The following is a 12,300-nucleotide window of genomic DNA, read 5'->3' as shown; positions in this document are numbered from 1 at the left end:
CAGGATAGTGGACTAGAGCTCAGTATTGATCCTGGTAAGGATGAGGATATTAGTCGAAGTCTGGGTCGACCTCTAAAGCATAGGCAACCTGATCGAAGCCAAAGCCTTGGGAGAGAAGATAACGCACTCGTTTGGCGCGCTCTTTCTGATCTTGAATGGGGCCGCTAGTGGCATATTTCTTAGCAGCCTTCTGTCTCGCCAGTTCGAACCAGTCGCAGTCGCTCTGATTGAGGCTAGACTCGATAATCTCTTTAGTCAGTCCCTTCTGGGACATAGATTGGCGTATCTTGTTCTGACCATGGCCTTTAGCGATATGCGAGCGTAACAAGAGCCCGGCAAACCTGGCATCATCGAGATATCCCTGGCTTTCACATTGACCAAGAACAGCCTCTATCTCGCCATCCAGAAAGCCTTTCTGGTTCAGCTTACTCTTTATCTGATAGCGGGAATAATCGCGGCGGGCCAGGAGGCCCACCGCTACTTGCATCGCCGACATAGTCATTGAGAAACCATAGTCATAACAAAATCATTGTCATTACAAAGCCAAGGTCTTAAGGAAAGGCTTAGTTGACTCGGCGAGCTTAAAATACTTCACCGGTTTCCAGGTCAACGTTCTCATCGCCTGTGGCCGACTGAGCCACCGCTTGACCACCACCCAGCAACATGGCACGTAGTGCCTGGTCGATTTCGGCGCCAATCTCTGGGTTCTCTACCAGGTATTTACCGGCATTGGCACGGCCCTGGCCAATCTTGTCACCCTTGTAGCTGTACCAAGCGCCTGACTTTTCAATCAGCTTGTGCATCACGCCAAGGTCTACCAACTCACCGGTACGGTTAATGCCTTCACCATAAAGGATCTGGAACTCTGCCTGTTTGAATGGCGCGGCAATCTTGTTCTTCACCACCTTAACGCGAGTCTCGTTACCAATGACCTCTTCACGGTCCTTGATGGCGCCGGTGCGGCGAATATCCAGACGAACAGAGGCGTAAAACTTAAGCGCGTTACCACCGGTAGTGGTCTCAGGGTTACCGAACATCACGCCTATCTTCATACGGATCTGGTTGATGAAGATCAGCAAGGTGTTAGATTGCTTGAGGTTACCCGCTAGCTTACGCATCGCCTGACTCATCATACGCGCCGCAAGCCCCATGTGAGAATCACCGATCTCACCCTCAATTTCCGCCTTAGGCGTCAGGGCCGCAACCGAGTCGACGATGATCACATCGACGGCTCCTGAACGAGTCAGAGCATCACAGATCTCAAGCGCCTGCTCACCGGTATCAGGCTGAGAACACAGCAGGTTATCGATATCCACACCGAGTTTTTGTGCGTAGATAGGATCCAGTGCGTGCTCGGCATCGATGAAGGCACAAACCTTACCTTCTCGCTGGGCAGCGGCGATCACTTCCAGTGTCAGGGTGGTCTTACCCGAAGATTCAGGACCATAGATCTCAACGATACGACCCAGTGGCAGACCGCCTGCACCCAATGCAACGTCAAGCGACAGAGAACCCGTTGAGATAGTCTCAACATCCATAGAGCGGTTTTCACCTAGCTTCATGATAGAGCCTTTACCAAACTGCTTCTCAATCTGGCCAAGGACCGCGCTCAGGGCTTTCTCTTTATTCGCATCAATCTTCATTCTGCTTTCCTCTCAATCACAGACGCTGCGCTGTGGGGTATCCGTTAAGTTAAAGCCCGCAGACGGTTTCTGCATCGCTTTAGGCTGTCTCAATATGCAACCTAGTATACTGTACAATCATACAGTATCAAGTGCTGTATGCGATTATTTTTACCTAAGCTCAGACAAAGTCGGCTTACCAGCCCCAGTCGCATTAGCACTAAATTTATCCAAACAGACAGGATAAATGCGCAACCGCCATCAATTTATTGTTAGTATTGTGGCCATTCATTCTGTGCTGGCCGCAGGGCTATGACAGACATTTTTGTAGCAGGATACCTTGGTTAATTCATGAACGCCGTCGATACTCAACATCTTGAAAAGCACACCCCCATGATGCGTCAATATCTGACGCTGAAAGCCGAAACACCCGATATGTTGCTTTTTTATCGTATGGGAGATTTTTACGAGCTCTTCTACGACGATGCTAAGCGGGCCTCTGAGCTGCTGGGGATCTCCCTGACCGCGCGTGGCAAGAGTGGCGGCGATCCTATCCCCATGGCAGGCATCCCCTACCATGCGGTAGAAGGCTATCTTGCTAAGCTTGTGCAGCTCAGGGTATCTGTGGCGATCTGCGAGCAGATAGGCGATCCCGCCACGACCAAGGGGCCGGTAGAACGTAAGATTGTCCGCATCGTCACTCCGGGTACGCTTACAGATGAGGCCCTGCTGCAGGAGCGGCAAGACAACCTGCTGGCCGCCGTCTATCACGGCAAGGTGGGTTTTGGTTACGCGACCCTGGATGTCTCATCCGGACGCTTCGTGGTCACCGAACTTGCCAGCAAAGAGGCGCTGGAAGCCGAGCTGCAACGCACCAATCCAGCGGAGCTACTCTACAGCGAAGATTTCAGCGAGCCGGCTTTGATCGCCTCACTGTCGGGTAAGCGTCGCCGCCCCGAATGGGAGTTCGACTACGACACCAGCTACAAGCTGCTGCTGGAACAGTTCGGTACCAAAGATCTCTATGGCTTTGGCCTGGGAGAAGTCAGGCTATCGCTACAGGCGGCCGGCTGTCTTATCCAGTATGTGAAAGATACCCAGCGCACCTCCCTGCCCCATATCAACGCCATCACCCGCTTCAATCAGTGCGACAGCATAGTACTGGACGCGGCCACCCGTAAGAATCTGGAGTTGACCCGTAACCTGCAAGGCGGTAGCGACAACACCCTAGCCTCGGTACTGGATAACACGGCGACCCCCATGGGCAGCCGCATGTTACAGCGCTGGATCCATGAGCCGCTGCGCAACCATAACATCATCCGCGCCCGTCATGATGCCATAGACGAGTTGCTGGACAACGGTTATCACGAGAACCTGCACGAGCAGCTAAAAGCCCTGGGCGACATAGAGCGTATCACGGCGCGTCTGGCCATTCGTAGTGCCCGCCCGCGTGACTTTGCCCGTCTGCGTCAGGCACTAACCCTGCTGCCCGAAATACAGCAGCAGCTGGCAGACTGCAACAGCCCTCACCTTAAGGCGCTCTCGAGTCACCTGGGCGACTTCCCCGAGGAGCATGCCCTGCTAAGCCGCGCCATCGTCGACAATCCGCCTATGCTGATCCGCGACGGCGGCGTGATCAAAGAGGGCTATCACAGCGAGCTGGATGAATGGCGAAGACTCAGTCAGGGCGCGACCGACTATCTCGCCGAGCTGGAAGCCCGGGAGAAGGCTGCCACCGGCGCCTCGACTCTCAAGGTGGGCTATAACCGGGTGCACGGCTACTACATAGAGGTGAGTCGCCGCGAGTCGGATCTGGTGCCTATGAGCTACCAGCGCAGACAAACCCTTAAAAATACCGAGCGTTATATCGTCGCCGAGCTTAAGGAGCATGAGGAGAAGGTACTCTCAAGTCAAGGCAAGGCGCTGGCACTTGAGAAACAGCTGTGGGAAGAGCTGTTCGATCTTTTGATGCCGCGCCTGCACGAGCTACAGGCTTTTGCCCGCGCGGCCGCCGAGCTTGATGTGATCACCAACTTCGCCGAGCGCGCCGAGCAGCTTGACTACCACAGACCGGAACTCACGGCCCAGAGCGGCATACATATCGAGGCGGGAAGACACCCAGTGGTCGAGCGCGTCAGTCAGACGCCGTTTATCGCCAACCCTGTCAGCCTCAACCCAGCAAGACGCATGCTAATCGTTACCGGTCCTAACATGGGTGGTAAGTCGACCTATATGCGCCAGGTGGCACTGATCACCCTTATGGCCCATATAGGTAGCTTCGTGCCGGCCCAGAAAGCCGCCATCGGCCCTGTGGATCGCATCTTTACCCGTATCGGCGCCGCCGACGATCTCGCCTCAGGCCGCTCGACCTTCATGGTGGAGATGACGGAAACCGCCAACATACTGCATAACGCCACGCCCGAGAGCCTGGTGCTGATGGATGAGATTGGCCGCGGCACCTCGACCTATGATGGCTTGTCGCTTGCCTGGTCCGCCGCCGAGCATCTGGCGCAGAACTTAAAGTCTATGACACTGTTTGCCACCCATTATTTCGAGCTTACCCAACTGCCGGATCAGATGGAAAATGTGGCCAACGTGCACCTCGATGCCATAGAGCATGACGACACCATCGCCTTCATGCACGCGGTGCAGGAAGGTGCGGCGAGTAAGAGTTATGGCCTTCAGGTCGCGGCGCTGGCTGGTGTTCCGGCCAAGGTGGTGCAGGCCGCCAAGCACAAGCTGCATCATCTTGAGAGCCGGGATAGAGAGGAGGGGCTCCCCGAACTGAGACAGGCCCAGCTGAGCCTGACCATGCCTGAGACCTCAAAGGCGCTGGACAGGTTAGATACCATAGTTCCCGACAGCCTGACGCCGAGACAGGCGCTGGATCTCCTCTATGAGCTCAAGCAGCTACGCTAAGCTTTCGAGTACTTATACGCCAAGCAATTTGAGCACTTAAAAGTAGCTAGAGCTAAAGCGAGTTACAAAATCTAGACAGCAAAAAAGCGCACCTTTTTGGATGCGCTTTTTTTAATTCTGGGGTCGGCCCTTCAAGACACAGGTTTACACCTTAAGGCAGTTTCCGCGAGTTTTCTCCATAAGACGCTAGCATTGCTTATCAACCTTTCAGTCTCACCGACTGCTCACAAAGGCGATAACAAGAAAGCCGCGGTAATCCTTTAGCCTACACCCCGATACACATTTATACTCTGAAGATAGCTTCTACCGATAGTCCTTGAGCGCTAAGCAGATCTCTAAGCCGCTTCAGGGCTTCCACCTGAATTTGGCGTACTCTCTCTCGGGTCAAGCCTATCTCTTTACCGACATTTTCCAGGGTCGATGGCTCATAGCCAAGCAGACCGAAACGACGGGCAAGAACTTCTCTCTGCTTGCTGTTCAGCTCGTCGAGCCAGCGCACAACAGACTTAGACATATCGTCGTCTTGCACCTTGTAATCCGGGCCTACACAATCGTCATCGGCTAATACATCTAGCAGCGCCTTGTCGTTGTCGCCACCCAGTGGGGTATCGACCGAAGTGATACGCTCGTTAAGCTTGAGCATCTTACTGACATCGCTACTTGGCAGGTCTAACTGCTCGGCGATCTCTTCTGCGGTTGGCTCATGATCTAGCTTGTGCGCGAGTTCCCTGGCGGTGCGAAGGTAAACATTCAGCTCCTTCACCACATGAATAGGCAGGCGAATGGTACGGGTTTGGTTCATGATGGCACGTTCTATGGTCTGGCGGATCCACCAAGTGGCATAGGTTGAGAAACGGAAGCCGCGTTCGGGATCGAACTTTTCTACGGCACGGATCAAACCTAAGTTACCTTCTTCAATCAGATCCAGTAAGGCTAAACCACGATTGTTATAACGACGTGCAATTTTTACGACGAGTCTGAGATTACTCTCAATCATACGGTTGCGAGATTTTTCACAGCCTTTTAGGGCCTTACGTGAGAAATAAACCTCCTCTTCCGCACTCAATAGGGGGGAAAATCCAATTTCACTTAAATACAGCTGAGTGGCATCTAAGTTCTTTTGTAAGTCATCTTGTACTTGCTGTTCTAGTTCTGCGTCTTTCAAAACCTCCTTGCTGTTGGTCACTGATAGATCAGACTCATTCTTAGACAAGTCCACTAAGGGCTCCGCCACGGCGGTAGATTGTTTACGACCCATAATATACTCTCCCAAATTTTACATGCTAATTTACTGCACTTTACTGTCCTCCAATTGCCAAAATGGCGCCTATAAAATTATGATTTAGGCAAAAATTTAAGTGGGTCGACGGATTTGCCGTGATACCGTATCTCGAAATGCAACATCACCCTATTGGTACCCGTTTGTCCCATTTTCGCCACCGTTTGTCCCGCGGTAACGAACTGCTTCTCTTTTACTAAGATCTTATCGGCATGAGCATAAGCACTGAGATAGTCATCGCTATGCTTAATGATCACCAGATTGCCGTATCCCCTTAGCGCATTTCCCGCATACACCACTCGCCCATCGGCGGCGGCCTGAATGCGATCGCCTCGGGATCCTGCGATCTTAATCCCTTTATTACCTTGTTCCTTGGTAGAGAATGTGCCGATCAACTTGCCTTTAACGGGCCAATGCCAGCGCTGGACCTTCTTGGGTAGGGTGCTACTGGGCTTGTGGATAACGCCGTTAACATTTTGTTGACCAGTTGTTACAGCGTACGCAGATTTATCGCCCCGATCAAGCGATTTTTTCACCGGTGCCGTTTTACTGGCAGCAGCTTGCTGGCTAGATTTAACTGTTTGTTTAGGTTGATTTTTAGCTGTATTTTGTTGCGTTTTATTACTCGATACCTGAGTGCTACGCTGGGTTTTGCTATTTGTAACAGCGTTTGTCGATTTAAGCTTTAAAACCTGCCCTGGATAGATGGTATAGGGCTTGCGAAGCCCGTTATATCGGGCAATTTCGGCAAAATCTTTGTTGGCTGCCCAGGCGATCGAATAGAGGGTATCGCCGCGCTTGACCTTATAGTGGTCGGAGGTGAGGCCTCCCTTTTTATAGGCTTTCTTCACCGGCGAGTTGACGTTCACCACGGGAGCGGGAGAATGGGCCTGAAAACTACAGGCGCTCAGCAGACAGCTGAGCAGTATGGCGCACAGTATGCCTAATGGCTTTTGACAAAACCTCAACCGACTCGGGACGCTTAGCATAGCGGCTCCCTTATTCCCTTAGCGTCGGCGCACCAGATGACAGCCACCACTAGGCGAGTTCACCGTTGACCAAAGGCACAAACTTTACCATCTCTATGGTCTGGGAATGAAATTGATCGCCCATGCGAACCACACGCATCAGTTGCTGTGTCTCCTCGCCGACAGGGATCACCAACACGCCACCGTCCGCCAGTTGCTGCAGCAATGCCTGCGGCACACTGCTGGCCGCCGCCGTCACCATGATGGCGTCGAAGGGGCCCTTGTTGGCCCAGCCCTGCCAGCCGTCGCCATACTTAAAGGAGACATTATGCAGATCGAGCCGCTTGAGACGCTGGCGCGCCTGGATCTGGAGACTCTTGATGCGCTCAACCGTGCAGAGTTCATCCACCAGTTGCGCCAGGATAGCCGCCTGATAGCCTGAGCCTGTGCCTATCTCCAGCACCCTTTTGGGACGCGACTCTAACAAAAGTTCAGTCATACGCGCCACGATATAGGGCTGAGAGATGGTTTGCCCCTGTCCTATGGGCAGAGCAGTATTTTCATAGGCCTTATGGCCTAGGGCCGCATCGAGAAACAATTCTCTTGGCGTTTTCGCCACCACAGCTAAGACGTCGGCATTAGTTATCCCCGCCCCCTGAAGGTGACGCGCCAGATTCAATGCCGCCGTAGTGGCTACCCCATTCATAATTGCTCTATCCATTGCTTTATCTTTGGTACTTGTTCAAACGCGGTCAGGTCCACAGTCAAGGGGGTGACCGACACGTAGCCGTTGGCCACGGCATGAAAATCTGTGCCTTCGCTGGCATCTTGCTCTTCACCCGGCGGGCCGAGCCAGAATATCTCCCGTCCGGCAGGGTCTTGCATGCGCACCATGCCTTCGGCTCTATGTCTGGCGCCCAGACGGGTAACTCTAATGCCCTTAATCTCATCGAGCGGCAGATCCGGCACATTCACATTTAAGATCTGATCCGACGCGATAGGGCTATCTATCAGACCCGCCACTATCTTACAGGCATAGTAGGCCGCCGTGTCATAGTGCTTTAGCTCTCGGCCCACCAGAGAGATGGCAATCGCCGGCAAGCCCAGGAAACGCCCCTCCATCGCCGCCGCAACCGTGCCAGAATAAAGGGTATCATCCCCCATATTCGCACCGGCGTTGATGCCAGAAACCACGATATCCGGTTCATGGGCATAAAACTCGCGAATCGCCAGATGCACGCAATCGGTTGGCGTGCCACTGACGGAAATATAACCATTATCTAACTTATTAATTCGCAAAGGGTTAGTCAAGGTTAACGAGTTACTGGCACCCGAACAGTTGCGATCAGGACCGACCGTCATCACCTCATAGTGCTTCGCCAGGGCATTGGACAGCGCCGCGATCCCCGGCGCCGTGATGCCATCGTCATTGCTTACCAATATCTTAATCATGGTCTTGCTCGCTCGCTGCGGCCTTTCTGGCCTGATATTCCCGCTCTTTGACATCTTGATAATTCACCAGTTCCCGCAGTACAGAGGTGGCAAAACTACCAGCCGGCAGAGCGAACTTAATCACTAAGGTGTCATCTTGAATTTCATAGCTTAGCTGCTGCGGCGCGAGAAGCAGCGGGCGGCGCTCCTGATTGAGCCCCGCCTGCTCAAGGCCGGCAAGATCTTCAGGATACTGACCGCAAACGCCCTGCTCGAAGGCTAACGCCTCGGCCTCACTCAGCGCCTGGCCTCGGCCCCACATAGTCGCCGAGAGTTGAATATCGTTTTCCGCCAGACGACCATGCAGCGCTTCATCCCAGGGATTAGCCACGAAGTAGCTCTTGCTACCGGCCAGCATCACACAGTCACCATCGAGTGTCTTGAGCTGGTGTAGACGAAGTCGCTCACTCACCACCTGGTTGAAGAGATGCGAGCGCACCGCCGAGAGATAGATGCTGCGCTTGTTTCTGTCTTTCACCTTCTTTTTGCCCGAGAGCATCTGACGACCGAAAATCAGGTTCTTTCCGTCATGGCCGAAGCGCTGCTCGCCAAAATAGTTAGGCACGCCTGTGGCTTTAATCAGCTCGATGCGCCGCACCAGTGCGTCCATGTCAGACACGGCCCTTAGAGTCAGGTTAAAGCGGTTACCCGCCAAGGCGCCGGTGCGCAGCTTCTTACCATGACGGGCGCTTGATAGCACCGTGAGCTGCTCGCTATTGAGCGATTGCCAGTCTGGCATGCTCTTGCCGGGAATACGCACCCCAAACCACTGTTCTGTGATGGCGTGTCTATCTTTTTGGCCGGCGAAGGTCACCTCTTTTGGATGCACGCCGGCAAAGCTTGAGAGCATGCGCGCCACATCGGCGGTATTTAACCCCTCCTTGCGGATGTGCAGCATGTGATGCTCGCCCTCGCCCGTCGGAAGGAATGGCAAGATCTCCTGCACGATAAAATCGCTGTTGAAGGTTCTTAAGTCGGCGCTCGCCTCGGGCTGGCCATGCAAATAATGTAGTGGGGTCATAACTCTCTCTTATCTCGGGGCGGCGCACATCAGCACCACGGCTTCCACCGCTATCCCCTCTTTGCGTCCGGTAAAGCCAAGCTTCTCTGTGGTGGTGGCCTTGACGTTGATCGCCACTATGTCGCTTTCAAGATCCGCACTCAGACACTCACGTATCGCCTGAATGTGCGGCAGCATCTTAGGCGCCTGGGCAATAATAGTGACATCCAGGTTACCCAGCCTATAGCCCTTATCCAGCGCCAGCTGGTAGCAATGACGTAGCAGCACGCGGCTGTCGGCCCCCTTAAAGTCTGGGTCGGTATCGGGGAAATGTTTACCTATATCCCCGAGCGCCATGGCGCCGAGAATCGCATCTGAGATGGCATGCAGCACCACATCACCGTCCGAATGGGCCACCAGGCCAGTGTCATAGGGGACTTCAACGCCGCCTAAGATCAGCGGCAACTCGCCGCCAAATTTATGCACATCGAAACCATGGCCGATACGTATATTCATCTGTCATTCACCTGTACTGGAATTGGAGTCACTGGCGGCCGCCTGCAGATAGAGCGCCGCCAGTTGCAGATCCTCTGGATGGGTCACCTTGATGTTGTCGAATCGTCCGCTCACCAACAGCGGCTGGCCACCGGCCCACTCCATCGCCGAGGCCTCATCGGTAATGGCGACCTGCGCCGCCAGGGCATCAGCTAGATTCTGCTTGAGACTGATCACGGGAAACAGCTGGGGAGTAAGCGCATGCCAGAGATTCTCCCGGCATACCGTCTCTTGTATCGCGCCGCCTTTGCCCGAACGCTTCATGGTGTCGCGTACCGGCATGGCGAGGATGGCGCCCTGCTGATGGCCTGTTTCTGTCTCACAGGCGGCGATCAGCTTATCGATATCGGCCGCACTTAAGCAGGGACGGGCCGCGTCATGCACAAGCGCCCAGGCAGATTGAGATGCGACCTTGAGGGCGCTTAGCACAGAATCGGCGCGCTCTTTACCGCCGATAACTGTCATCAATTTAGGATGGCTCGCCTGGGTCAGCTTGGCGAAATGGGTATCTTCTGGGCTTAGAGCAAGGATCACCTTGTCGATGCGTGGATGTTCCAGTAGGCGATCTAGGGTGTGCGCCAGGATAGCTTGATGATTTAACATCAGATATTGCTTGGGGATCTCGGCGCCCATTCGCGCGCCGATCCCGGCGGCGGGCACAATAGCAACCAGCTCTTGTATGCGACTAATCATAGATGTTAACTCGTGTCACTTTTTAGGCGAAACCGGCTGAGCCTACTGCTCGCCAATCTCGGCTTTACGCTGAGGCTCACCCACTACACGAAAAAAGGTCTCTCCCTGTTTCACCATCCCCAGCTCGTTACGGGCGCGTTCTTCCAGCGCCTCGGTACCGCGTCTAAGGTCGAGAATCTCTTCTTTGAGTACCTGATTTCGTTCGATGAGTTTGGCGTTACTCTCGCGCTGAAACTTGATCTGTTCCTGCAGCTGAAAAGATTCGGGAAGGCTATTTTGTCCCCACCAGAGTCGATACTGGAGCAGACCAAGCAGCACAAACATGGCGATAAGAAGTCGCTTCATCCTTAATGGGCTTTATCTCTGTTAAAAGGCTGAACTGATATTACAACAAAAAAGGCCACCAAGTGGTGGCCTTTTACCAAATTAACCGTAAAAACTCGGTTATGCTTGGCCTTTGATCTCGCTACGACCCTTGTAAGGTGCTTTTTCACCTAACTGCTCTTCGATACGTAGCAGTTGGTTGTACTTAGCAACACGGTCACTACGACACAGAGAACCCGTCTTGATTTGACCAGCCGCAGTCGCTACCGCCAGATCTGCGATGGTCGCATCTTCGGTCTCACCGCTACGGTGAGAGATAACGACAGTGTAGCCAGCGTCTTTCGCCATGCGGATTGCTGCTAGAGTCTCGGTCAGAGAACCAATCTGGTTGAACTTGATCAGGATAGAGTTAGCGATCTTGTTCTCGATACCACGGCTGAGGATCTTAGTGTTGGTTACGAACAGATCGTCACCCACTAGTTGGATCTTATCGCCCAGGATTTGAGTCTGGTAAGCCCAGCCATCCCAATCTGACTCGTCCAGACCATCTTCGATAGACACGATTGGGTACTCTTCGGTCAGAGACTTCAGGAAGTCAGAGAAACCGTTTGAGTCAAATACCTTGCCTTCGCCAGACAGGTCGTATTGACCGTCCTTGTAGAATTCAGAGGCTGCACAGTCAAGGGCCAGTGTCACGTCTTCACCCAGCTTGTAACCGGCTTTTTCTACCGCAACCTTGATAACCGCCAGTGCATCGGCGTTAGAGGCTAAGTTTGGCGCGAAACCACCTTCATCACCCACTGCAGTGTTAAGACCCTTCTCTTGCAGAACCTTCTTCAGGTTGTGGAAGATCTCGGCGCCCATGCGTAGCGCTTCACGGAAGCTCTTAGCACCAACAGGCTGAACCATGAACTCTTGGATATCAACGTTGTTGTCGGCGTGCTCACCACCGTTAAGGATGTTCATCATAGGCACAGGCATAGAGTACTGGCCAGGAGTGCCGTTTAGCTCGGCGATGTGCGCGTACAGTGGCATGCCTTTGAAAGCAGCAGCGGCTTTAGCGGCAGCCAGAGACACGGCCAGGATAGCGTTCGCGCCCAGCTTGTCTTTGTTTTCAGTGCCATCTAGGTCGATCATGATCTGATCCAGCTCGGCTTGTGCCGTCGCATCTTTACCCATTAGGGCATCACGGATCTGACCATTGATGTTAGCAACAGCAGTCAAAACGCCTTTACCCATGTAACGGCTCTTGTCACCATCACGCAGCTCTAGTGCTTCGCGGCTACCGGTAGATGCGCCAGATGGAGCAGCTGCCATGCCTACGAAACCGCCATCTAGATGCACTTCCGCTTCAACCGTTGGGTTACCGCGTGAATCCATGATCTCGCGACCAATGACATTGATAATTTTAGCCATAATTTCCTCGACTTTAAGTTTAAGATTTAAGTT

Annotated in this window: 12 protein-coding genes; 1 reads left to right on the top strand and 11 read right to left on the bottom strand. The window is 53.5% G+C overall.

All coding sequences use genetic code 11. The annotated features are described in order from the left end of the window. Positions 1–49: 49 nt before the first annotated feature. Both recX and recA read right to left on the bottom strand, forming a co-directional pair. Positions 50–502, bottom strand: coding sequence for a recombination regulator RecX (gene recX, locus K0I31_RS06155; RefSeq protein WP_220080252.1), 453 nt, complete (start codon positions 500–502; stop codon positions 50–52). Positions 503–581: 79 nt separating this feature from the next. Beyond that, positions 582–1,643, bottom strand: coding sequence for a recombinase RecA (gene recA / locus K0I31_RS06150; RefSeq protein WP_011865017.1), 1,062 nt, complete (start codon positions 1,641–1,643; stop codon positions 582–584). Between the two features lie 330 nt (positions 1,644–1,973). On the opposite strand from recA, the gene mutS reads away from it, so the two are divergent. After that, positions 1,974–4,541, top strand: coding sequence for a DNA mismatch repair protein MutS (gene mutS, locus K0I31_RS06145; RefSeq protein ID WP_220080251.1), 2,568 nt, complete (start codon positions 1,974–1,976; stop codon positions 4,539–4,541). A gap of 283 nt (positions 4,542–4,824) precedes the next feature. Here the strand turns inward: mutS and rpoS are convergent, their stop codons facing one another. From rpoS to eno, 9 genes are all read right to left on the bottom strand, one after another. Continuing rightward, a complete protein-coding gene (gene rpoS, locus K0I31_RS06140) occupies positions 4,825–5,799 on the bottom strand; it encodes an RNA polymerase sigma factor RpoS (protein ID WP_011865015.1) in 975 nt (324 codons plus the stop codon). 77 nt (positions 5,800–5,876) lie between these two features. Further along, positions 5,877–6,809 (bottom strand): peptidoglycan DD-metalloendopeptidase family protein, encoded by a 933-nt coding sequence (locus tag K0I31_RS06135; protein ID WP_258406580.1) that lies wholly within the window; start codon positions 6,807–6,809, stop codon positions 5,877–5,879. Between the two features lie 49 nt (positions 6,810–6,858). Beyond that, positions 6,859–7,494, bottom strand: a complete 636-nt coding sequence (locus K0I31_RS06130; RefSeq protein WP_220073922.1) for a protein-L-isoaspartate(D-aspartate) O-methyltransferase — start codon at positions 7,492–7,494, stop codon at positions 6,859–6,861. After that, positions 7,491–8,240, bottom strand: coding sequence for a 5'/3'-nucleotidase SurE (gene surE, locus K0I31_RS06125; protein WP_220044652.1), 750 nt, complete (start codon positions 8,238–8,240; stop codon positions 7,491–7,493). Before surE ends, K0I31_RS06130 begins: the two co-directional genes overlap by 4 nt. Then, the gene (gene truD, locus K0I31_RS06120) at positions 8,233–9,300 is read right to left on the bottom strand and encodes a tRNA pseudouridine(13) synthase TruD (RefSeq protein WP_220080250.1); all 1,068 of its coding nucleotides are present in this window, start codon (positions 9,298–9,300) and stop codon (positions 8,233–8,235) included. Before truD ends, surE begins: the two co-directional genes overlap by 8 nt. Positions 9,301–9,309: 9 nt before the next feature. Next, positions 9,310–9,795: a 2-C-methyl-D-erythritol 2,4-cyclodiphosphate synthase gene (gene ispF, locus K0I31_RS06115; protein WP_220080249.1), complete on the bottom strand. Its 486-nt coding sequence runs from the start codon at positions 9,793–9,795 to the stop codon at positions 9,310–9,312. A gap of 3 nt (positions 9,796–9,798) precedes the next feature. Further along, the gene (gene ispD / locus K0I31_RS06110) at positions 9,799–10,527 is read right to left on the bottom strand and encodes a 2-C-methyl-D-erythritol 4-phosphate cytidylyltransferase (protein WP_220080248.1); all 729 of its coding nucleotides are present in this window, start codon (positions 10,525–10,527) and stop codon (positions 9,799–9,801) included. Between the two features lie 42 nt (positions 10,528–10,569). After that, positions 10,570–10,872, bottom strand: coding sequence for a cell division protein FtsB (ftsB, locus tag K0I31_RS06105; protein WP_220080247.1), 303 nt, complete (start codon positions 10,870–10,872; stop codon positions 10,570–10,572). Between the two features lie 99 nt (positions 10,873–10,971). Continuing rightward, positions 10,972–12,267 (bottom strand): phosphopyruvate hydratase, encoded by a 1,296-nt coding sequence (eno, locus tag K0I31_RS06100; protein WP_011865007.1) that lies wholly within the window; start codon positions 12,265–12,267, stop codon positions 10,972–10,974. Positions 12,268–12,300 lie beyond the last annotated feature (33 nt).

The sequence above is a fragment of the Shewanella spartinae genome (assembly GCF_019457555.1).
In the GTDB taxonomy this organism is placed as follows: Bacteria; Pseudomonadota; Gammaproteobacteria; order Enterobacterales; family Shewanellaceae; genus Shewanella; species Shewanella loihica.
The sequence above is the reverse complement of the archived record's forward strand: the minus strand, read 5'-3'. Positions and strand labels throughout refer to the sequence as shown.